General features: G+C 48.5%; 18 protein-coding genes, 2 rRNA genes and 1 other annotated feature. All 20 genes read left to right on the top strand.

All coding sequences use genetic code 11. The features are described 5' to 3' along the window. The first annotated feature begins 5 nt into the window (after nucleotides 1–5). The 20 genes from EIM92_RS10235 (at nucleotide 6) to EIM92_RS10330 (ending at nucleotide 22,324) form a co-directional block, all read left to right on the top strand. The gene (locus EIM92_RS10235; protein ID WP_125082556.1) at nucleotides 6–668 is read left to right on the top strand and encodes a septum site-determining protein MinC; all 663 of its coding nucleotides are present in this window, start codon (nucleotides 6–8) and stop codon (nucleotides 666–668) included. 3 nt (nucleotides 669–671) lie between these two features. After that, on the top strand, nucleotides 672–1,466 hold the full coding sequence (minD, locus tag EIM92_RS10240) for a septum site-determining protein MinD (RefSeq protein ID WP_125082557.1): 795 nt from the start codon (nucleotides 672–674) through the stop codon (nucleotides 1,464–1,466). Nucleotides 1,467–1,472: 6 nt separating this feature from the next. Continuing rightward, entirely contained in the window at nucleotides 1,473–2,621 is a 1,149-nt protein-coding gene (locus tag EIM92_RS10245) for an FtsW/RodA/SpoVE family cell cycle protein (RefSeq protein WP_164515069.1), read from the top strand. 180 nt (nucleotides 2,622–2,801) lie between these two features. Beyond that, nucleotides 2,802–3,683: a M23 family metallopeptidase gene (locus EIM92_RS10250; RefSeq protein ID WP_125082558.1), complete on the top strand. Its 882-nt coding sequence runs from the start codon at nucleotides 2,802–2,804 to the stop codon at nucleotides 3,681–3,683. Next, entirely contained in the window at nucleotides 3,676–4,533 is an 858-nt protein-coding gene (locus EIM92_RS10255; RefSeq protein WP_125082559.1) for a M50 family metallopeptidase, read from the top strand. Before EIM92_RS10250 ends, EIM92_RS10255 begins: the two co-directional genes overlap by 8 nt. Before the next feature lie 62 nt (nucleotides 4,534–4,595). Further along, a complete protein-coding gene (locus EIM92_RS10260) occupies nucleotides 4,596–5,789 on the top strand; it encodes an Rne/Rng family ribonuclease (protein WP_125082560.1) in 1,194 nt (397 codons plus the stop codon). Nucleotides 5,790–5,863: 74 nt separating this feature from the next. After that, nucleotides 5,864–5,946, top strand: a sequence feature (ribosomal protein L21 leader region). Nucleotides 5,947–5,959: 13 nt separating this feature from the next. Then, nucleotides 5,960–6,271 (top strand): 50S ribosomal protein L21, encoded by a 312-nt coding sequence (rplU, locus tag EIM92_RS10265; protein ID WP_125082561.1) that lies wholly within the window; start codon nucleotides 5,960–5,962, stop codon nucleotides 6,269–6,271. 14 nt (nucleotides 6,272–6,285) lie between these two features. Continuing rightward, nucleotides 6,286–6,618 (top strand): ribosomal-processing cysteine protease Prp, encoded by a 333-nt coding sequence (locus tag EIM92_RS10270; RefSeq protein ID WP_125082562.1) that lies wholly within the window; start codon nucleotides 6,286–6,288, stop codon nucleotides 6,616–6,618. Between the two features lie 18 nt (nucleotides 6,619–6,636). Beyond that, on the top strand, nucleotides 6,637–6,948 hold the full coding sequence (gene rpmA, locus EIM92_RS10275; protein ID WP_019638294.1) for a 50S ribosomal protein L27: 312 nt from the start codon (nucleotides 6,637–6,639) through the stop codon (nucleotides 6,946–6,948). Nucleotides 6,949–7,119: 171 nt separating this feature from the next. Then, on the top strand, nucleotides 7,120–7,884 hold the full coding sequence (locus EIM92_RS10280; protein ID WP_125082563.1) for a Spo0B domain-containing protein: 765 nt from the start codon (nucleotides 7,120–7,122) through the stop codon (nucleotides 7,882–7,884). Continuing rightward, the gene (obgE, locus tag EIM92_RS10285; RefSeq protein ID WP_125082564.1) at nucleotides 7,875–9,185 is read left to right on the top strand and encodes a GTPase ObgE; all 1,311 of its coding nucleotides are present in this window, start codon (nucleotides 7,875–7,877) and stop codon (nucleotides 9,183–9,185) included. The genes EIM92_RS10280 and obgE overlap by 10 nt, the downstream gene beginning before the upstream one ends. A 163-nt stretch (nucleotides 9,186–9,348) precedes the next feature. Further along, nucleotides 9,349–9,786: an ACT domain-containing protein gene (locus tag EIM92_RS10290; protein WP_125082565.1), complete on the top strand. Its 438-nt coding sequence runs from the start codon at nucleotides 9,349–9,351 to the stop codon at nucleotides 9,784–9,786. A gap of 60 nt (nucleotides 9,787–9,846) precedes the next feature. Continuing rightward, complete coding sequence (locus EIM92_RS10295) at nucleotides 9,847–11,133, top strand: homoserine dehydrogenase (protein WP_125082566.1); 1,287 nt, start codon at nucleotides 9,847–9,849, stop codon at nucleotides 11,131–11,133. Between the two features lie 36 nt (nucleotides 11,134–11,169). Next, entirely contained in the window at nucleotides 11,170–12,240 is a 1,071-nt protein-coding gene (gene thrC, locus EIM92_RS10300) for a threonine synthase (protein ID WP_125082567.1), read from the top strand. Then, nucleotides 12,237–13,205, top strand: coding sequence for a homoserine kinase (gene thrB / locus EIM92_RS10305; protein ID WP_125082568.1), 969 nt, complete (start codon nucleotides 12,237–12,239; stop codon nucleotides 13,203–13,205). The genes thrC and thrB overlap by 4 nt, the downstream gene beginning before the upstream one ends. Further along, complete coding sequence (gene pheA / locus EIM92_RS10310; protein WP_125082569.1) at nucleotides 13,202–14,080, top strand: prephenate dehydratase; 879 nt, start codon at nucleotides 13,202–13,204, stop codon at nucleotides 14,078–14,080. The genes thrB and pheA overlap by 4 nt, the downstream gene beginning before the upstream one ends. A 20-nt stretch (nucleotides 14,081–14,100) precedes the next feature. Beyond that, nucleotides 14,101–14,979 (top strand): branched-chain-amino-acid transaminase, encoded by an 879-nt coding sequence (gene ilvE, locus EIM92_RS10315; protein ID WP_125082570.1) that lies wholly within the window; start codon nucleotides 14,101–14,103, stop codon nucleotides 14,977–14,979. A gap of 157 nt (nucleotides 14,980–15,136) precedes the next feature. Next, nucleotides 15,137–16,729: a LysM peptidoglycan-binding domain-containing protein gene (locus EIM92_RS10320; RefSeq protein ID WP_125082571.1), complete on the top strand. Its 1,593-nt coding sequence runs from the start codon at nucleotides 15,137–15,139 to the stop codon at nucleotides 16,727–16,729. Nucleotides 16,730–17,190: 461 nt separating this feature from the next. Then, a 16S ribosomal RNA gene (locus EIM92_RS10325) occupies nucleotides 17,191–18,745 on the top strand. Between the two features lie 462 nt (nucleotides 18,746–19,207). Continuing rightward, nucleotides 19,208–22,324 (top strand): 23S ribosomal RNA (locus EIM92_RS10330). The 16S and 23S rRNA genes sit together here, the layout of an rRNA operon. Nucleotides 22,325–22,410 lie beyond the last annotated feature (86 nt).

Raw genomic sequence — 22,410 nt, forward strand, 5'->3', positions numbered from 1 at the left:
GGCTTATGACAGTGAAATCTAACCACGTTACGATCAAGGGCATCAAAGATGGCCTGGTTTTCCTGCTTGACGATGAGTGTGATTTGCAACAGCTTGTGGATGAGCTTCGCTATAAGGTAGAGCACAGCCACCAGAATATACTGACAGGTCCGATTATTCATGTAGATGTCAAACTGGGCAAGCGAATTGTGACAGACGCGCAGAAGGAAATGATCCTTGATATATTGAAGCAAAAAGGAAATCTGCTGGTTCGATCCATAGATTCACCGTTAGCGGAAGAAGATCGGCCAAAGGAAGGTGCGCTCACCACGCTTAGCGGTATTGTTCGTTCCGGACAGATTCTGCATCATGATGGGAATTTAATGTTTCTTGGGGACGTCAATCCGGGAGGGACGATCACCTGTACCGGAGACGTATTTATTCTGGGTGCTTTGCGAGGGACGGCTCATGCCGGGGCCGGGGGCAAGCAAGATTCCATTATAGCAGCTTCGTACTTATCGCCAACACAGCTGAGGATTGCGGAGGTTTTTAGCCGCCCGCCCGATGAATGGGAGCATCGTGAGAGCAGTATGGAATTTGCTTATTTATGTGACGGGAAGATGCAAATTGACAAAATAACGAACATAACCCGGGTGCGTCCGGACTTTAACGTGTTCAGAGGGGTGTAAACTATGGGAGAAGCTATCGTTGTCACTTCGGGGAAAGGCGGCGTCGGCAAGACGACAACTTCCGCTAATATTGGTACGGCATTGGCGCTGCTTGGCAAAAAGGTATGTCTTGTCGACACGGACATCGGCCTCCGAAATCTGGATGTCGTCATGGGGCTGGAGAACCGGATTATTTATGACTTAATTGATGTAGCGGAGGGGCGCTGCCGCTTAAATCAGGCTTTGGTGAAGGATAAACGCTTTGATGAACTATACATGCTGCCGGCAGCACAGACGAAAGACAAAAACGCCGTCTCTGCAGATCAGGTTAAGGATATTGTGCTTGAGCTGAAGAAGGAATATGAATATGTCATTATTGATTGCCCTGCCGGCATAGAACAAGGTTTCAAGAATGCCATCTCGGGAGCAGATCAAGCGATTGTTGTTACAACGCCGGAGCACGCTGCTGTTCGGGATGCGGATCGGATTATCGGCCTTTTGGAGAGCTCGCATATCGGTTCGCCGAAGCTCGTCGTCAACCGGATCAAAGTAGATATGGTGAAGTCTGGCAGCATGCTGGATATTGAAGGCATATTGCAAGTCCTTAATATTGATCTGATCGGCGTCGTACCAGACGATGAGCTTGTCATAAAAGCGGCGAATAGCGGAGAACCCACCGTGATGAATCCTGACTCCAAGGCAGCTATCGCCTATCGCAACATTGCGCGGCGTATCTTGGGAGACACCGTTCCTTTGATGCTGCTTGATCAGAAGAAAGGCATGTTCACACGCTTTAAGAAGTTTTTCGGAATGGGTTGATCCTAGTTGTTTTTTAAACTAAAAAAAATTGATTGGCTTATGGTAGCGATCCTGGCCATCTTCATGATTATGAGCACCTTGCTCGTCCACAGTGCAATTGCCCCTTATCTGCCTGATTTCAAAAACTATGATTTAAAGACCTTGATGTTCTATGGTCTTGGCTTCGCTTTGGTATTTGGCATGTCGATCGTCGATTATCGCACATTGCTTCGTTATAGCTGGTATATTTACGGAACGGGCTGTTTACTGCTCGTTCTTGTCTTCTTATTTGCACCGGAAATTAACGGCGCCCGGAGCTGGTTTAAGCTTCCCGGGGGGCTGCTGTTTCAGCCAGCCGAGCTGGTAAAAATTATTTTGATTATGACCACCGCGTATTTACTGGGCAAGCGTGAGGGCCGGTTGTTAAGCTTTCATCGGGATATTATTCCTATTTCGGCTGTAACGCTGCTTCCTTTCATACTGGTGTTGATTCAGCCAGATTTGGGGAATGCCATTATTTACCTGGTGGTGCTCTGTGCCATGCTCTGGATCGGCAATACGAAATACAGCCATGTACTCATCGGTCTGACTCTACTCGTTACTTTTCTGATTGTGTTCGTCACCATGTTCAACATTTACAATCAGCAGATTCATGATTATTTGGATGATAAGGGAAAGTTACACTGGTATCAACGGATTAATACGTTTATTAACCCGGACGAAGCATCGAATGATGCCAAGCATCAGTCCAGTTACGCCCAAATTGCCATTGGCTCCGGCGGGCTTATAGGGGACGGATTTTTGCAGGGCGAGCTCAAGAATAAACGGTTTATCCCTTATCCATATTCGGATTCGATTTTTGTCGTTGTTGGTGAAGAGTTTGGTTTCTTAGGATCATCCGTATTGCTGCTGCTGTACTTCTTGTTTTTATATAGGATGATCCAAATTGCACTTCGCTGCATAGACAAGCGGGGAGCGTTTATTATTATAGGGATTGCGGCCATGTTCCTGTTTCAAATCTTTGAGAACGTAGGCATGATGATCGGTCTGATGCCGATTACGGGTATTACGCTGCCGTTTATTAGCTATGGAGGGACGTCATTACTGCTCAACATGCTTTGCATAGGCCTGGTGTTCAGCATTAAGCTTCATCAGGAGAAATATGAAGTAGATTAGAACCAGCGCCGGTGGTGCTGGTTTTTTTGCGTCGGAATCAGGGTTGCAGTGTCGCTAAGGCTTGTTCATAATCCGCTGCTGCCACTCATAAACTAAGTACAACATGTTTACGGGCATATCTATTGGGTGTATTCGCACTTGGGGTGAGAGGCCTGATGTTATCGGAGGGGAATGAGAGTGATGGACGTGAAGTCGAATGTGAAGCGGCGGCGGGAGGAGCGGATCAAGCAATTGGTTTCGGGTGAAGGTGTCTCGGCCGCGGCGTCTCTCCTTGCTAAACGGAATAGTAACGAAGCAGTTGATCTGAAACATATTATTGGCGAGCAGCCTGGAGATGAGAGGGAGCAGGATCCTGAATGGATGTGGAAGCATGGACAAGGGCGGTGGAAGGATTCGGATCTTTTCGGGAACGTGCCGCCTCTGCCGCCGAATGAAGGGAATCGCTCTTCTTTTTGGAGCATGTTATTTATTCGTCTAAGCCTCAGCATGCTGCTATTTGCGGGACTATGGGCGATCTATCGGTATGAACCTCCTTGGTCGGGAGAGATTCGTCTATTCGTGGCTCATTCCTTAACCCATGAAATGGATTTTGGAGCGGCAGAGGCGTGGTATAAGCGTAATTTTGGAGGTGCTCCGACCTTTATTCCGATATTTAGGCAAACTGAAGAACACGGGATTAAAGTCAGTCATTCGGGCAGCTTCACAGTTCCACTGGAAGGAAAGATCGCTGATGCTTTCGCGATCAGCTTAAAAGGGATTAATATACTACCCTTAGGTGATTCGCCTGCAGACTTACAGGTTAAAAGCGTAGAAACGGGCAGGGTGCTTAATGTCAGTAATGATGCCTTTACAGGGCAGACGATCACTATTCAGCATGCGAGTGGGTATGTGTCTATTTATGGTCATCTGCAGCAAGCTTTTGTAGAAAAAGGAGATTGGGTGGAGTCTGGGGATTTAGTCGGGAGGCTCGAGGCGTTATCTGAGCAGGAGCCTGTCCTTTATTTTGCTTTAAAAAAAGATGATCGCTATATTGATCCTGCGGATGTGATTCCATTTGATTAGATGGAGCGGCATTATGATATCATTTCATCCGTTATTCGTAATCATCATGCTAGCTTCCGTTATTACTGGCCACTTTGTGGAGTTAATTACACTGTTCGCGATTGTATTTATTCATGAATGGGGGCATGTTGCCGCAGCAAGGTGGTTTGGCGTTAATGTCATTTCTGTACAGATGCTGCCTTTCGGTGGCGTGGCAGTCATGGAAGACACGACTTTTTTGAACGCAGGTCGTGAAATAATCATCGCCGTTGCCGGGCCTTTGCAAAATGGGCTGCTGATCGGACTGGCCTGGCTGCTTCATGTTTTTGGTTTGTGGGACGGGCCCTTCTATGAGTATTTCGTGCAGGGCAATATTTTGATTGCTTTGTTCAATTTGCTTCCCGTGCTGCCGCTGGACGGGGGGAAAATTGCTCATTCCCTGTTTAGTATTATTTTTCCGTATCATTCGTCATTGGTCTGGTCGCTGCGAATCAGTATATTATTTAGTTTGTTCGTTATTGGATATGCGTTGTTCCCTCTATTGCTGCAAAATGGGGTGTTACAGTTAAACTTGCTGCTAATCGGATCGTTTCTGCTCTATTCCAACTATGTGGATTACCGCAATATTCCTTATCGATTTATGCGCTTTCTGATGAACAGGGATCGTTCGTTCTCCCACCATCTGTTACACGGCAGTCTGGCTCAGCCGATTATAGCGGACAAAGTGCAACCTTTAGAGCATATTTTGCGTTTATTTAAAAGGGACAAATATCATTTTATTTATGTGATGAATCGACAAGGAAAGATAATTGCCGTCCTGCCGGAGCAGAAGGTAATTTATACCTTTATGAAAGGTGGACCTGCGGCATAGTAATCCGCCGTGGTATAATCAAAAAATATAATTGTGGTACAACGCAGACAGAGGGTGAAATCATGAAACGGATGATTGTTCACTGCAAATCCAGCTCTACCGAGATGGCCCTGCAAGAGGACGGCAAATTGGTGGAATATGCTACCGAACGCAGCCAGGCGAGAGGGCTTGTCGGCAGTTTTTTTAAAGGGCGCGTAGTTAATGTATTGCCCGGCATGCAAGCTGCATTTGTAGATATCGGACAGAAGAAAAATGCATTTCTATATATTGATGATGTGCTCCATCCGCATTTGGAAAGACAACCGAAGGTAAAACCGCTTATATCCGAGCTGCTTCAGCCCGGCCAGGATATAATCGTACAGGTGGTGAAGGATGCCATTGGCAATAAAGGGCCAAGAGTAACGACGCATTATTCTCTCCCAGGCCGCTGGCTCGTATATATGCCGTCAGCCGCCTATGTGGCGGTTTCCAAGAAGATTGTGGATGAAGAGAAAAGGCAGCGCCTAAAAGGAATCGGCAAGCAGCTGCGGCAGGACGAGGAGGGACTTATTCTCCGCACGGTAGCCGAGCTTGAGGAGCTAGAGGCGATTGAACTTGACTTGTCGCTGCTGCGGAAGCAATGGGCTACTATTTTAGAGAAGAGCAAGAAGAGTATTGCCCCGGCTCTGCTGCACCAGGATCTGAGCATGGTTCAAAGATTGATGAGGGATGTCTACAGTCCGGAGACGGATGAGATTATTATGGATTGCGCTCAACGGGTCAAGGAAGTCGCTTCGTTTCTGGAAATGATGCTTCCCGGAAATCCGCAGCCTATCAAAATTTACGACAAGAATATTCCCTTATTTGAATTCTACGGCGTGCAAAACCAGTTGGAAAAGGATTTTCAGCGGAAGGTGTGGCTGCCGGGCGGGGGTTATTTAGTCTGGGATCAGACAGAGGCGCTTACGGTTATTGATGTGAACACCGGAAAATACGTCGGGGGAAGCTCGTTGGAGGAGACAGTGTTCCAAACCAATTTGGAGGCGGCGGCGGAAATGGCCAGGTTGATTCGTCTCCGAGACACCGGGGGTATCATCATCGTTGATTTCATCGACATGGATCGAGACGAGCATCGCGATGCTGTGCTGAACAAGCTTCACAGCTGTATGCAAAAGGATCGGACTCAGCATCATATTCTTGGCTGGACGAGGCTTGGATTGCTCGAAATGACGCGGAAGCGAATTCGGGAAGAAACGGCAGCTTCCAGCGCGGATTAAATTTAACGAAAACAATTGATTTTAGCTATACCCCGTGATATTATATTAAGGTATGTGTCATAAGTTAGCTTGTGCACATGCTGTAACCGCTCCGATCAGGTCAGCAAGATCGTCGCATTTCGCGGCGCACCTGAATTAGGCGAGTCTGAGACATGAGGAGGTGCAAGCAAATGTACGCAATTATCGAAACTGGCGGTAAACAATACCGTGTTCAAGAGGGCGATGTGCTTTACATCGAGAAATTGAACGCAGAGGACGGCACAAGCGTGACGTTCGACCGTGTATTGGCCGTATCCAAAGGCGAAGGTTTGGTAGCGGGAACTCCTGTAGTAGCCGGTGCTAGTGTGACAGCGAAAGTTGAAAAACATGGCAAAGGCCGCAAGGTTGTCGTTTACAAATACAAACCGAAGAAGAACTACCACAAGAAACAAGGTCATCGTCAACCATACACGAAAGTGACCATCGAGAAAATCCAAGCGTAAGAAGGTGACGTAACTTGATTAGCGTCTCCATATTGCGTCGCAAGGATAACGACATACATGGTTTTAAAGTGGAAGGTCATGCTCATTATGCCGAACCAGGTCAAGACATTGTGTGCGCCGGGGTATCCGCCGTTACCGTTGGGACGGTGAATTCCATCGAATCGCTGACGGGAATCGTTATGGATTCCAAGATGAAGAACGGGTTCTTGAACGCGAATCTTCCTCATGTCGAGCAACCGAAAGCTCTCGAGCAGGCACAGCTACTTCTCGCTTCTATGGTCGTTATGCTGCAAAGTATCGAATTGTCATACGGTGAGTATATTCAGATACAAGATGTCATTATTTAAAGAAGGAGGTAGACTATAATGTTGAAATTGGATCTCCAGTTATTCGCATCCAAGAAGGGTGTAGGTTCCACAAAGAACGGTCGTGACAGTATTGCTAAACGCCTAGGCGTAAAACGTGCTGACGGCCAAACTGTAACAGGCGGAAGCATTCTTGTTCGCCAACGCGGAACGAAGATTCATCCGGGAACCAACGTAGGAATCGGTAAAGACGATACGCTGTTTGCAAAAGTGGATGGCGTTGTTAAATTCGAACGTTGGGGACGCGATCGCAAGAAAGTGAGCGTCTACCCTGTGGAAGTTGCTCCTGTAGCGGCTGCAGTCGAAGCTTAAGAGCTTCATCTGCCATAGCTTGGCTTATGAGCCCTCGGCACTCGTGCCGGGGGCTTTTTTATTCAAATATACATCATTTAATTCCTTGCTGGGACAAGGATTGTGATATACTGGTTAAAGATGTTAAAAAAATAGGTCTTGTTATCCAAATGAAGAGGAACGGGGAAATTCATGAAACATCGGTTCGCAGTGCCGGTTATTGCCGGGACACTTACGCTTGCTCTGTTGGTAATATTGTACTTCGTTGATTCGACAGTATGGTATGTTGTGTTGTGCGTATGTTTGCTAGCGGTGTTATGGGGTTATGTTAAGTACTTGAAGGAACAGGCGGCGATTGAGCGTAAGCAGCTGCTGGAGTCGGTTCAACGCACCGCGGCCGCTACGCTGGGGCATCATCGGCATGATTGGATGAACGACCTGCAAATATTGTATGGATACATACAACTGGGCAAGGTTGATAAACTGGCCTGCTGTGTGGAAAGAATAAAGGAAAGGATGGCTGTGGAGAGTAAAATATCCCGCTTAGGCATCCCTTCATTGGTTTTTTATTTGCAATCGTTTCGAGAAGTGAATAGTTCAGTTCAACTCACGATAAATATTGAGGACGATTTAGAACTTGGAAAGCTGCTTACTGCTGAAGATGCCGAAGAATTGACTGAGGCGATTATTGCGACGATACGTGCTTTCCAGTTTGCGGGCCGCTCCTCCTGGGGAGAGATGCTGCAGCTTAACATGTCGATATGCCTTGAACATAACGAGGTGCTGATCAGCTTTGAACAGGAAGGAAGTTCGGGAAATACGGAAACCCTCTTGAAGCGTCTGGATGAGGTTGTATCAGGCAAACGGGTCCGAGCCGAGCACCATGATTCTACATTAGCTTCTGTTCGATTGCGAATGCTGTGCGGAAATTTAAAAGAGGTGAACGCATGTTTATAGATAAAGCGAAAGTATATGTAAAGGGCGGCGACGGCGGCGACGGTATCGTTGCTTTTCGCCGGGAGAAATATGTCCCGGAAGGCGGACCAGCGGGTGGGGACGGCGGTAAGGGCGGCGACGTGATATTCCGCGTGGACGAGGGTCTTCGCACGCTGATGGATTTCCGCTATCAACGCCATTTTAAGGCAGACCGGGGCGTCAAAGGGCGGAATAAAAGCCAGCATGGCGCGAACGCTGAGAACATGATTGTCAGAATTCCTCCTGGCACGGTCATTATCGATGACGACACCCAAGAAGTACTCGCAGATTTGACTAGGCACGGTCAGCAGATTGTTGTCGCAAGAGGCGGCCGTGGTGGTCGGGGGAACACTCGCTTCGCGACGCCAAGCAATCCGGCCCCGGAGCTGGCGGAGCATGGTGAAGAAGGTCAGGAACGCTGGATCGTACTGGAACTGAAGGTTATGGCCGATGTGGGGCTCGTGGGCTTTCCAAGCGTAGGCAAATCTACTCTGCTATCGGTTGTATCCGCAGCTCAGCCTAAAATCGGTGCGTATCATTTCACAACGATAACACCGAACCTCGGTGTAGTGGACGTCGACGAAGGGCGCAGCTTTGTGATGGCTGACCTGCCGGGGCTAATCGAAGGTGCACATGAAGGTGTTGGACTGGGGCATGAATTTCTTCGTCACGTTGAGCGAACGCGCATTATTATTCATGTAGTCGATATGGCGGGGTCTGAGGGCCGCGATCCGTTTGACGACTGGTTGAAAATCAACGAAGAGCTCAAGCTGTATAATGCTGACTTGGAGAAACGTCCACAAATCGTAGCTGCGAATAAAATGGATATGCCGGAGGCGGAGGAGCATTTGGAAAAATTCCGCGAACAGGTGGGCAAGATTCGTCCTGATCTGGAGATCATGCCGATTTCTTCGTTGACTCGGCAGGGGGTTAAGGAATTGCTCTATAGAACTGCCGACTTGTTGGATCAGATACCAGAGGAACCGGCATTGGAAGAAATTACAGACTTGAACGAGCGTAAAGTGTACAAGCTGGTTAAAGAAGAGGAGCAAGGCTTTATTATTCGCCGCGAAAACGAGGGTTTTGTAATCGAGAGCGAGAAGATCGAAAGAATGATGAAGCGGATGCAATTGAATACGCATGACGCGATTCTCAAGCTCGCGCGTACGCTTCGCCACATGGGCGTAGATGATGAATTGCGTAAACGCGGTGCAAAGGACGGAACGATTGTTAGAATCGGGGATTTTGAATTCGAATTTGTGGAGGGAAGCAGCTACTATTAATGCTTTCATGGGAAGGGCACCTACTGGGTGCTCTTTTTTTAGAGAGAAAAAGTATAGATATAGAATCCATGAAAATCTGTGCTGAAAATAGGTTGCTTCCGGACATTCTTTCCGTTATAATGTCCACTATACGAAAACAACAGTCTTTAAGGGGAGGACGTTTGTGAAGGAACGTTACTACTTGGTCCGTGAGGATATTTTACCGGAAGCGGTGATCAAGACGCTTCAAGTGAAGCAGCTGTTAGCTGCTGGGGACGTCAAAACCGTGCACGAAGCGACGCTGCAGGTCGGGCTTAGCCGCAGTGCTTTTTATAAGTACAAGGACGGCATTCATCCATTGAATCAAATGGAACGGGAAGAAATCGTCACGATATCATTCGATTTGGAGCACCGTTCCGGGATCTTATCGCAAGTGCTGTCTCTGCTTGCCGGATCCGGCGGAAATGTACTCACGATTAATCAGAGTATTCCTTTGCAGGGAAGAGCCAATGTTGTCATATCCGTAGAGACCTCGCGATTGACGGAGGAACTCGATCAGATGATGAAGGCTCTGCAAGAAATCTCCGGCGTAAAGAAAATTCAAATTGTTGGTCAGGGATAGAATTTCCCGCAATATTACATTCTCTATAATAACCCGTATTGGGAATAGGAGGGACTCATATTGAAACCCGTTAAGGTAGGATTACTGGGACTTGGCACTGTAGGAACTGGTGTCGTGCGCATCGTCGAAGGTCACCAGGAGGATCTGAGCAGTCAGGTTGGATCTCCGATTATCATTGAGAAGGTCTCGGTTAAAAATCTGGAGAAGGCCAGAAGTATTGAAATCGAGCAGAGTAAGCTTACAGAGGATCCTTGGGAAGTCATTCGTGATCCGGAAATTGACGTTATTGTGGAGGTTATGGGCGGCGTCGAGCAAACTAAAAAGTATATTCTCGAGGCGCTGGATCGCGGTAAACATATTGTGACGGCGAATAAAGATTTAATGGCGCTTTACGGTGCCGAAATTATGGCTAAAGCGCTGGAGGAGCAATGTGATGTATTCTATGAAGCAAGTGTTGCTGGTGGCATCCCGATCATTCGAACATTGATTGAAGGCTTCTCTTCGGATCGAATCGTAAAGATCATGGGGATTGTCAACGGGACGACGAACTATATTCTAAGCAAGATGAGTCAGGAGGATGCTTCCTATGAGGATGTTCTAAAGGAAGCCCAGGAGCTTGGTTATGCAGAGGCAGATCCTACTGCAGACGTGGAGGGCTTGGATGCGGCTCGGAAGATGGTTATCCTGGGTAGCCTAGGCTTCCGCACGAACGTAGAGCTTAGCGACGTAGATGTTCGCGGCATATCCGGTGTATCCAAAGAGGATATAGCCTATGCGAAAAAGCTTGGTTACGAGATGAAGCTGCTCGGCATCGCCGATCGTCAAGATGATGAGTTCAGCGTCAGCGTTCAACCGACGATGGTGAAGAAGAGCCATCCGATTGCCGCGGTTAACGGCGTGTTCAACGCAGTCTACGTCCATGGCGAAGCGGTTGGCGAGACGATGTTCTATGGCGCAGGCGCTGGAGAAATGCCTACGGCTACCTCGGTAGTAGCTGACCTTGTAGCGGTTGTGAAGAACTTGAAGCTAGGTGTCAACGGTTTGAAAGCAATGGTTCCTTTTAAACAGAAGAAGCTAAAGACCGATGAGCAAATTGCCTACAAAAACTTCCTGTTGCTTGAGGTTGATGATAAGGCAGGCGTGCTTGCCCAGATCACCCAGGTGTTTGGGGAATATGATGTAAGTCTGGAATCCGTCGTTCAATCGCCGAATGAGCATACGCCGGATGCAGAAATCATTATTGTGACCCATCATGCCACGAAAGCAAACATGAACAAAGTGCTGAAGCATTTTGAGTCGTTAAAGGTCATTCGCCGCATCAAGAGTGTATACCGAGTAGAAGGTTAAGTAGTTTATTCCTAATATAAAAGGGGTTTTTATTTCATGAGATATCTTGGATTGCTGCATACGTACAGACAATATTTACCGGTTAATGATAAGACGCCGCTGCTTACATTGCATGAAGGCAATACGCCGCTCGTTCGTGCAGATCATTTATCTGAAGAGTTAGGGCTTGATTTATATTTTAAATATGAAGGCCTTAACCCCACAGGTTCATTTAAAGACCGGGGAATGGTTATGGCGGTGGCAAAAGCCATTGAAGAAGGCAGCAATACGATTATGTGCGCTTCTACGGGAAATACATCCGCAGCAGCCGCAGCATATGCAGCTCGGGCAGGACTTAACTGCATCGTCCTAATTCCGAACAATAATATTGCTCTTGGCAAACTGGCTCAAGCGATGATTTACGGGGCCAAGGTGATCGCGATTGAAGGCAACTTCGACCGTGCCCTGGAGATTGTTCGCGATATTACTGCGAAGCATCCGATTACCCTAGTAAATTCGGTGAACCCTTATCGCATTGAGGGTCAGAAGACGGCGGCCTTCGAAGTTTGCGATCAATTAGGGAAAGCTCCGGACGTGCTGGCAATTCCGGTCGGCAATGCCGGAAATATTTCAGCCTATTGGAAAGGCTTCAAGGAATATCACCAGCTCGGTAAAAGCGATTCGCTTCCACGTATGGTTGGTTTTGAAGCCGAAGGAGCTATGGCTATCGTCAAAGGAGAGCCGATACTAGAGCCTGAAACGGTAGCGACGGCGATTCGCATCGGTAACCCAGCAAGCTGGAAAACGGCGGTAGCTGCAGCTGAGGAATCTGGCGGCCAAATCAATTATGTAACGGATGAGGAAATTTTGACCGCTTATAAGACGATTGCTTCTCGAGAGGGAATTTTTGCTGAGCCTGCCTCTGCAGCGTCTGTAGCAGGTGTGTATAAGCTCCATCGTGAAGGTTATTTTAAAGGCGGAGAAACCGTTGTTTGTGTCTTGACTGGTCATGGACTGAAAGATCCTAACATTGCAATTAAGAGCATTGGCAGTGAGCCACTCGTAGTGGAGGATACAGAGGAAGCGGTTATGGCGGCGATTGCGAAGTTGCAGGGTGAGCAAGAATGATATCCGAAGCAGGCGTTCGCGTAAAGGTACCTGCCAGCACGGCGAATTTAGGGCCAGGCTTTGATACGCTAGGTATGGCTCTGTCGCTTTACGCCTGGATCGAAATGAAGCCTGCGAAAGAGACGGAGATCCATTTATACGGGGATCAGATGAAGGGGATTCCTACAAATAAAAGCAATCTTATCTATGAGGTAGCTCAATCCGTATTTCGTGAAGCAGGGGTGTCTCTTCCCGAGCTGGAAATATCTATGTATTCGGATATTCCACTCACAAGAGGACTTGGCAGTAGTGCATCGGCAATTGTCGGTGCGCTGGTCGCTGCGAATGAGCTGATTGGTTCCCCGCTAAATCAGGCCCAATTGTTTGATATGGCTACGGCATTGGAGAAGCATCCAGATAATGTGGGTGCCTCTCTATTCGGCGGGGTGATTACAGCTGTATGGGATGGGACACATGCGGAGTATTTACGAATCGAACCACCGATTGATCTGGAGGTTCTGGTAGCCATTCCTGAGTTCCAACTCTCTACCTCGAAAGCGCGTCAGGTACTCCCTGAACAGGTTAGCTTAGAGGATGCCGTATTTAATATTAGCAGAACCTCGTTGTTTACCGCTGCGATGGCTTCCGGAAGATTAGATCTGATCCGCTCGGCGATGCAGGATCGTTTGCATCAGCCTTTTCGTGCGCCTCTTGTTCCGGGAATGGCGCGTATATTGGAAGAGGCGACAGCCCATGGGGCGCTCGGTGCTGCCCTTAGCGGAGCCGGGCCTACGCTGCTTGCGCTAACGGATCGGCGTGAGCAGCGTGGAATGGAATTAGAACGTTTCTTAATAGAAGTGCTTAGCGAGCAGGGGATTAAGGCTCGGACGATTTGGCTGAATCCTTGCACACAAGGCGCGCAGACGCTTACTATAGAGAAAGGTGTAAAATTTATCGATTCCATTGAAGGGGAAGTCAGATCATGAAAGTGATAGCGTTGCTGCCGGAAGGCTCAGTGTCTCATGAAGCGGTTCTGCATCTGTTCGGGGATGAGCCGATTCAGTTGCTCCACTGCAAGCAGATATCCGATGTGTTTCAGGCAACGGCTAGTGGAGCTAGTCAGTATAGTGTTATTCCGATTGAGAATACGATTGAGGGCTCTGTCAGCTTGCATATGGACTGGCTCGTCCACGAGGTGGATATTCCTATGCAAGTGGAGTGGGTATATCCGTCTATTCAAAACTTGATTGGTGACCGAGAAGAGTTTAGATCTGATTCGGATCGGGGTCTGCTTGATTATTCGAAGGTGACCAAGGTGCTGTCCCATCCGGTAGCTATGGCGCAGTGCATGCAATTTTTGAAAACCCATATGCCCCAGGCAGAGCTGGAACATGTTGCAAGCACATCAGAAGCTGTAAAGTTGGTAAAAGAGCGGCCTGGCGAGCGCTGGGCGGCGCTGGGCACGGCGCTTGGCGCCAAAACGCATGGTCTAGATATATTGGCGAACCAAGTGACGGATCATGATAATAACTATACACGTTTTGTTCTGATCGGACAGGAGCCGCTCCAGTTGAATCCGAATGATTCGGCGCAGGACAAGACGAGTGTCCTGGTCACGCTCCCCGAAGACTTTCCGGGTGCTTTACATCAAGTGTTGTCGGCATTCGCCTGGCGAAAATTGAACTTATCTCGCATTGAGTCGAGACCGACGAAGAAACGGCTTGGAAGTTATTATTTTTACATGGATGTTCTCTCTTCTCTTGAATCTGTTCTGTTACAGTCAGCTATTGGGGAAATAGAGGCATTAGGCTGCCAAGTGCGCATACTCGGATCTTATCCGAGTTATTCTAATAAAAATTAAAAACTGGAGGTGCGAATACAATGGCAGAGCAATGGATTTATTTAGATGGACAATTCGTAACAAAAGAAAATGCAAAGGTCTCCGTGTACGATCACGGTTTCTTATACGGCGACGGGATATTCGAAGGGATTCGCATCTACAATGGGAATATTTTTAAATGTAAAGAGCACTTGGATCGCTTGTATGACTCTGCGAAATCCATCATGCTGGACATTCCCTTAACGTATCAGGAGATGGAGGATGCACTTGTCGAGACGCTTCGCCGTAATGAACTTCGCAACGGCTACATCCGTCTTGTTGTGTCGCGCGGTGCTGGTAATTTGGGCTTAGATCCGAATCGCTGCCCTAAGGCCTCCGTCATTATCATCGCTGAGCAGCTCGCTATTTATTCAGAGGAGGCGTACAAAACTGGCTTGAAGACGGTATCCGTCTCCACAAAACGCAATATTCCGGATGCGCTGAATCCGAAAATTAAATCGTTGAACTATCTGAATAATATTTTGGTTAAAATTCAATCGAACCTGGCGGGTGCGGGAGAAGCAATTATGCTGAACTCGCAAGGTTACGTAACCGAGGGCTCCGGGGATAACATTTTTATCGTGAAGAATGGAGTTATTACGACACCGCCTTGCTATTTGGGAGCGCTGGAGGGGATTACCCGACAGGCGATTATCGACATTTGTCATGAGAAAGGCTATAAAATCAAGGAAGAGCCATTCACGCTTCATGATGTTTATGTGGCTGATGAAGTGTTCCTGACAGGAACGGCGGCTGAAGTCATTGCGGTTCGCGAAGTGGATGGACGTATTATCGGTGAGGGGCATGCGGGGCCGATCACGCTTCAACTGCTTGAGGAATTCCGCAGTATCGTTGATAAAGACGGCTTGAAGGTCTGGTAATGGGCTGAAATGTGAGAACCTATCCTTGTCTTGTAAAAGAGGGATAGGTTTTTTTCGTTACATGGATGTCAAAAGCCGGGCTTCTGCATAGGATGTATTAAATGGGCCCCGGGCGAAGATCACGGTCCGGAGAAGAAACCTAGGAGGTTTTTAGCGCGTGAAAATACACATTGTAAAAAAAGGAGATACTTTGTTTGACTTGTCAAAAAAGTATAATGTTCCTTTGCAGAAGTTAATTGAGGCCAATCCGCAAATTAGCAACCCAGATCAACTTGGTGTAGGAATGAAGGTAAAAATTCCAACTACGGCTGTCCCGGTCGAGGAAGGGATTATCTACAAACATACCGTGAAGCAAGGGGATTCTCTTTGGAAACTGGCCAAAGCTTGGGGATTGCCTTTACAGACTTTAGTGAGTGCGAATCCTCAATTAAGTGATCCTAACGTACTTAAAGTAGGGGAGATTATCAATATTCCAGGTGCTGGATCGACAGGGTCAAACAACCCACATGATAATATCGGAGCTAATCCGGCACCAATCAGCCCCGCCGCAAAGAAAAATACGGCTCCTAAGGAAAACATCAAACCGGAGAACGTCAAAACCGAGAATATTAAGCCAGAAAATATTAAACCTGAAAATGTCAAACCGGAAAATATTAAGCCGATTGCCGAAAATTCAAAACCTGCTCCGATTGCCAAGCCTGAAAGTATTAAACTAGAAAGCGTCAAAGTTGAGAATATTAAAATTGTTGAAAATGTCATGCCTATGCCCGTTATTCCGCAACAGCTTCCTCAAATGGAGACCAAGCCGATGAAGTACGAGGAGACCCCATGCATGCCAAAACAACCATGTCCTGAGCTTATATCTCCATACCAATTTCAAGTTGAGCAGCCTCCTATGATGATGGCTGAGCAGCAGTTGCCTTATCCGCCATGCGGATGCTCAGGTCACAGTCCGCAGCCAGACAATTTATTCCAGCCTTATCAGGTTGAGAATGAGAAGGTATCCTCCTATTACGATTTTCCGCCGGTATGGCAAAATGAAGTGGCGATGGGAGAATACCCGGGACTTTCCAATGCGCCGATGTATCAATCGCCTCAATACGTTAATCCTTGTGCTCCAGAGCATTATGCTCACTATGGGCATCATCCGCATCAGGCTTACCAGCCGTATAGCTATTCTGAACAGGAACATGCGGTGCCGGAACAATTTTGGCCGAATGCGCCGCATCCTGGAGGAGATAATGCTCCCTGGGCTCAGGCTTCATTAATAGGGAACAATGCTTCTTTATATGGGGCCAATGTTTTTCCTAACACGCCTTATTCGAATTCTTGGCATCCTCCTTATCATCAGCCGATGCATGCATATTCACCGTGCGGCTGCTCCGGTCATTCTTCGCCGATACAGCCTTATGCTAACGCGCCTTATTTAGCCCAGCCATATCAAGGTACGATGCCCAACATTCCTGGATCACCCCTAGGTGGATTCGGAGCGCTTGATCAAATGCAGGAGGATTGCTATAAAGGCGGTACAAGAGAAGAAGATGCGATCGTTCAGGCTAATAATGATGCCAAAGAGAAAGCTTCCGATACTGCTCAAGCCGTTGCCACAACGCAACAAGCTACCAAAGAGGCTCGTATTTCTGAGGTTAAGAAAAGTAAGCAACAAGGACGAGACTCAGCATCTAAGGGTAAAAAAACTGCGCAGAGAAAAAAAAGCAGCGGTAGACGAAAACTATGGATTAACCAATAGTAAAGCCCGGTGAGGCGCCTTGAGCGCCTCTCTCATTTTTTACCAGTATATATTGATGAAATTATACTTGCTGTATACTCGAAATTTATGATATATTAAGTGTCCCAAATAAAAGATGATCTGTACTTTTTGCGGGATGAGGTGGCAGACTTCAAAGCTAAAATATTTTTTTAAAAAAAAGTACTTGCTATCTTCTGAAAGACATGTTATATTATTTAAGTCGCCGCTGAAACACAGCGTCGCAAGAGAATCAAAGTTGATCTTTGAAAACTGAACAACGAGTGAGCGGGTTTCACGGAAGTGAAATCTAAAAATAGAGTCAGATGCAAATCTGATCTCGTCAGATTCAAAATGAGCAAGTCAAACATCTTAGCTGAAAGAGATTTTGCCTACGGGTAAAACTTCCTTTCATCTCGGATGGAAGACCTCATCACCTTCGGGTATGAGCCTCCTTCCGATCTTTATTGGAGAGTTTGATCCTGGCTCAGGACGAACGCTGGCGGCGTGCCTAATACATGCAAGTCGAGCGGGATTATTTTGGAAGCTTGCTTCCGAAATGATCTAGCGGCGGACGGGTGAGTAATACGTAGGCAACCTGCCCCTCAGCCTGGGATAACTAGCGGAAACGTTAGCTAATACCGGATAATTTGTTTCTTCGCATGAAGGAATAATGAAAGACGGAGCAATCTGTCACTAAGGGATGGGCCTACGGCGCATTAGCTAGTTGGTGAGGTAATGGCTCACCAAGGCGACGATGCGTAGCCGACCTGAGAGGGTGAACGGCCACACTGGGACTGAGACACGGCCCAGACTCCTACGGGAGGCAGCAGTAGGGAATCTTCCGCAATGGACGCAAGTCTGACGGAGCAACGCCGCGTGAGTGATGAAGGTTTTCGGATCGTAAAGCTCTGTTGCCAGGGAAGAACGTCTTGGAGAGTAACTGCTCTAAGAGTGACGGTACCTGAGAAGAAAGCCCCGGCTAACTACGTGCCAGCAGCCGCGGTAATACGTAGGGGGCAAGCGTTGTCCGGAATTATTGGGCGTAAAGCGCGCGCAGGCGGTCATTTAAGTCTGGTGTTTAATCCCGGGGCTCAACTCCGGGTCGCACTGGAAACTGGGTGGCTTGAGTGCAGAAGAGGAGAGTGGAATTCCACGTGTAGCGGTGAAATGCGTAGATATGTGGAGGAACACCAGTGGCGAAGGCGACTCTCTGGGCTGTAACTGACGCTGAGGCGCGAAAGCGTGGGTAGCAAACAGGATTAGATACCCTGGTAGTCCACGCCGTAAACGATGAATGCTAGGTGTTAGGGGTTTCGATACCCTTGGTGCCGAAGTAAACACATTAAGCATTCCGCCTGGGGAGTACGGTCGCAAGACTGAAACTCAAAGGAATTGACGGGGACCCGCACAAGCAGTGGAGTATGTGGTTTAATTCGAAGCAACGCGAAGAACCTTACCAGGTCTTGACATGCCTCTGACCGCTCTAGAGATAGAGCTTCTCTTCGGAGCAGGGGACACAGGTGGTGCATGGTTGTCGTCAGCTCGTGTCGTGAGATGTTGGGTTAAGTCCCGCAACGAGCGCAACCCTTGATCTTAGTTGCCAGCATTTCGGATGGGCACTCTAAGGTGACTGCCGGTGACAAACCGGAGGAAGGTGGGGATGACGTCAAATCATCATGCCCCTTATGACCTGGGCTACACACGTACTACAATGGCCAGTACAACGGGAAGCGAAGCCGCGAGGTGGAGCGAATCCTATCAAAGCTGGTCTCAGTTCGGATTGCAGGCTGCAACTCGCCTGCATGAAGTCGGAATTGCTAGTAATCGCGGATCAGCATGCCGCGGTGAATACGTTCCCGGGTCTTGTACACACCGCCCGTCACACCACGAGAGTTTACAACACCCGAAGTCGGTGAGGTAACCGCAAGGGGCCAGCCGCCGAAGGTGGGGTAGATGATTGGGGTGAAGTCGTAACAAGGTAGCCGTATCGGAAGGTGCGGCTGGATCACCTCCTTTCTATGGAGAATCGTTCTCTGCAACGAGAACATTCAAAAAAAAGGCTGACGAAAGTCGCCGATCCCTTTGCAGATGCAAAGAGGAATATGCTTTCGAAGTAGCTTTACTTCGTAAAGCTTTTAGCTCACTCGTTGGTCAGTTTTGAGAGTTCAACTCTCAAACTTATCTTCCAACACTTACCGTTGAAACGGTAAGTTGAAAGATGATAAGATATTCTTCCGCCAGTTAAATGGCGAAAGAAACTTGATCCTTGAAAACTGGATATACGAAACGAAATTTGCGTTTTAGAAACAATCCTTTTAGCTGAACTTGTGTCAAGTGATTGACCAAGGAAGTTTAAAAGTAGCTAGCGAACGTTTTGGGATAGGCGATCCTTTGTGAGTTGATTTCTTCCTTATATGAATTTATAAGATCAAGAAATCAAGGAGCAACAGAGCGAATAGCCCAAAATGCGAGCGATATGGTTAAGCTACTAAGAGCACACGGAGGATGCCTAGGCGCTAGGAGCCGACGAAGGACGTGGCGAACAACGAAACTGCCTCGGGGAGCTGTAAGCAAGCTTTGATCCGGGGGTGTCCGAATGGGGAAACCCGGCTGTGGTCATACGCAGTCACTCACATCTGAATACATAGGATGTGAAGAGGCATACCAGGGGAACTGAAACATCTAAGTACCCTGAGGAAGAGAAAACAAATGCGAATGCTTACGAAGTAGCAATACTTCGTATTGCTTTCAAGTGATTCCGTCAGTAGCGGCGAGCGAACGCGGAACAGCCTAAACCAGAGAGCTTGCTCTCTGGGGTTGTGGGACGTCTCACACGGAGTTACAAAGGAACCGATTAGACGAACAGGTCTGGAAAGGCCGGCCATAGAAGGTAAAAGCCCTGTAATTGAAAGTCTGTTCCCTCCGAGACGGATCCCGAGTAGTGCGGGGCACGTGAAACCCCGTATGAATCTGCCAGGACCATCTGGTAAGGCTAAATACTCCCTAGCGACCGATAGTGAAGCAGTACCGTGAGGGAAAGGTGAAAAGCACCCCGGAAGGGGAGTGAAAAAGAACCTGAAACCGTGTGCTTACAAGAAGTCAGAGCCCTATGCGGAAACTTGTTTCCGCACGGGTGATGGCGTGCCTTTTGTAGAATGAACCGGCGAGTTACGTTCCCGTGCAAGGTTAAGGTGAAGAGCCGAAGCCGCAGCGAAAGCGAGTCTGAATAGGGCGATTTAGTACGTGGACGTAGACCCGAAACCGGGTGATCTACCCCTGTCCAGGGTGAAGGTGCGGTAACACGCACTGGAGGCCCGAACCCACGTATGTTGAAAAATGCGGGGATGAGGTGGGGGTAGCGGAGAAATACCAATCGAACTCGGAGATAGCTGGTTCTCCCCGAAATAGCTTTAGGGCTAGCCTCGGTGGGACAGTCGTGGAGGTAGAGCACTGATTGGGTGCGGGGCCCGCCAAGGGTTACCAAGCTCAGTCAAACTCCGAATGCCATAGACTGATTAACCGGGAGTCAGACAGTGAGTGCTAAGATCCATTGTCAAGAGGGAAACAGCCCAGACCATCAGCTAAGGTCCCCAAGTGTGTGTTAAGTGGGAAAGGATGTGGAGTTGCACAGACAACCAGGATGTTGGCTTAGAAGCAGCCATCATTTAAAGAGTGCGTAATAGCTCACTGGTCGAGTGACTCTGCGCCGAAAATGTAACGGGGCTAAACACACCACCGAAGCTATGGCTTGAATCGACTTCACTGCTTCTTTGAAGCGGTGGATACTACGAGACATTTTTGCCGAAAGCAACCTTTGAAATGGTTCATGGGTTTCGGCCAAATGCTCCAGGGGTTAAACCGATCACTTCGAAGCTGGAGTGAAGTCGATTCAGGGGTAGGGGAGCGTTGTATGTGGATTGAAGTTGGACCGGGAGGACTGGTGGACTGCATACAAGTGAGAATGCCGGTATGAGTAACGAAAAGATCAGTGAGAATCTGATCCGCCGAAAGCCCAAGGTTTCCTGAGGAAGGTTCGTCCGCTCAGGGTAAGTCGGGACCTAAGGCGAGGCCGAAAGGCGTAGTCGAAGGACAACAGGTTGAAATTCCTGTACCACCGTAATCCGTTATGAGCGATGGGGTGACGCAGTAGGGTAGTGACGCGAGCTGATGGATGCTCGTCCAAGCAGTGAGGCTGATGTGTAGGCAAATCCGCACATCGTTAAGGCTGGGCTGTGATGGGGAGGGAAAATTTACAGTACCGAAGGTCATGATCTCACACTGCCGAGAAAAGCCTCTAGCCAGGAGAAGGTGCCCGTACCGCAAACCGACACAGGTAGGCGAGAAGAGAATTCTAAGGCGCGCGGAAGAACTCTCGTTAAGGAACTCGGCAAAATGACCCCGTAACTTTGGGAGAAGGGGTGCCCCGGTAGTGTGAATAGCACGAGGGGGCCGCAGTGAAAAGGCCCAAGCGACTGTTTAGCAAAAACACAGGTCTGTGCGAAGCCGTAAGGCGAAGTATACGGGCTGACGCCTGCCCGGTGCTGGAAGGTTAAGGGGAGCGGTTAGGGAGCAATCCCGAAGCTGTGAACCGAAGCCCCAGTAAACGGCGGCCGTAACTATAACGGTCCTAAGGTAGCGAAATTCCTTGTCAGGTAAATTCTGACCCGCACGAATGGCGTAACGACTTGGGCGCTGTCTCAACGAGAGATCCGGTGAAATTTTAATACCTGTGAAGATGCAGGTTACCCGCGACAAGACGGAAAGACCCCATGGAGCTTTACTACAGCTTGATATTGAACTTTGATGCGATTTGTACAGGATAGGTGGGAGCCTGGGAATCCGGAGCGCCAGCTTCGGTGGAGGCATCGTTGGGATACCACCCTGATCGTATCGAAGTTCTAACCTAGGACCGTGATCCGGTTCGGGGACAGTGTCAGGCGGGTAGTTTGACTGGGGCGGTCGCCTCCTAAAGAGTAACGGAGGCGCCCCAAGGTTCCCTCAGAATGGTTGGAAATCATTCGTAGAGTGCAAAGGCAAAAGGGAGCTTGACTGCGAGACTGACAAGTCGAGCAGGGACGAAAGTCGGGCTTAGTGATCCGGTGGTACCGCATGGAAGGGCCATCGCTCAACGGATAAAAGCTACCCTGGGGATAACAGGCTTATCTCCCCCAAGAGTCCACATCGACGGGGAGGTTTGGCACCTCGATGTCGGCTCATCGCATCCTGGGGCTGAAGTAGGTCCCAAGGGTTGGGCTGTTCGCCCATTAAAGCGGTACGCGAGCTGGGTTCAGAACGTCGTGAGACAGTTCGGTCCCTATCTGTCGTGGGCGTAGGAAATTTGAGAGGAGCTGTCCTTAGTACGAGAGGACCGGGATGGACGCACCGCTGGTGCACCAGTTGTTCCGCCAGGAGCATAGCTGGGTAGCTACGTGCGGATGGGATAAACGCTGAAAGCATCTAAGCGTGAAGCCCTCCTCAAGATGAGATTTCCCAATTTAGTAAGACCCCTTGAAGACGACGAGGTTGATAGGCCTGAGGTGGAAGTGCAGCAATGTATGGAGCTGACAGGTACTAATCGGTCGAGGGCTTATCCAAAATACTACCCGCAAAGTGACGTGAAGCTGACGAAGCTTAGCCGATTACTTTGGCGGGGCCCGGAAGAGATGAAGGGCAGACGCAAA

It is taken from the genome of Paenibacillus lentus (genome assembly GCF_003931855.1).
Classification (GTDB): Bacteria; Bacillota; Bacilli; order Paenibacillales; family Paenibacillaceae; genus Fontibacillus; species Fontibacillus lentus.

Bases quoted from the DNA above. Each gene is read 5' to 3' on its own strand.
- EIM92_RS10235 (WP_125082556.1), top strand. From the start codon at position 6: ATGACAGTGAAATCTAACCACGTTACGATCAAGGGCATCAAAGATGGC.
- minD (WP_125082557.1), top strand. From the start codon at position 672: ATGGGAGAAGCTATCGTTGTCACTTCGGGGAAAGGCGGCGTCGGCAAG.
- EIM92_RS10250 (WP_125082558.1), top strand. From the start codon at position 2,802: ATGGACGTGAAGTCGAATGTGAAGCGGCGGCGGGAGGAGCGGATCAAG.
- EIM92_RS10260 (WP_125082560.1), top strand. From the start codon at position 4,596: ATGAAACGGATGATTGTTCACTGCAAATCCAGCTCTACCGAGATGGCC.
- rplU (WP_125082561.1), top strand. From the start codon at position 5,960: ATGTACGCAATTATCGAAACTGGCGGTAAACAATACCGTGTTCAAGAG.
- rpmA (WP_019638294.1), top strand. From the start codon at position 6,637: ATGTTGAAATTGGATCTCCAGTTATTCGCATCCAAGAAGGGTGTAGGT.
- EIM92_RS10280 (WP_125082563.1), top strand. From the start codon at position 7,120: ATGAAACATCGGTTCGCAGTGCCGGTTATTGCCGGGACACTTACGCTT.
- obgE (WP_125082564.1), top strand. From the start codon at position 7,875: ATGTTTATAGATAAAGCGAAAGTATATGTAAAGGGCGGCGACGGCGGC.
- thrC (WP_125082567.1), top strand. From the start codon at position 11,170: ATGAGATATCTTGGATTGCTGCATACGTACAGACAATATTTACCGGTT.
- thrB (WP_125082568.1), top strand. From the start codon at position 12,237: ATGATATCCGAAGCAGGCGTTCGCGTAAAGGTACCTGCCAGCACGGCG.
- pheA (WP_125082569.1), top strand. From the start codon at position 13,202: ATGAAAGTGATAGCGTTGCTGCCGGAAGGCTCAGTGTCTCATGAAGCG.
- ilvE (WP_125082570.1), top strand. From the start codon at position 14,101: ATGGCAGAGCAATGGATTTATTTAGATGGACAATTCGTAACAAAAGAA.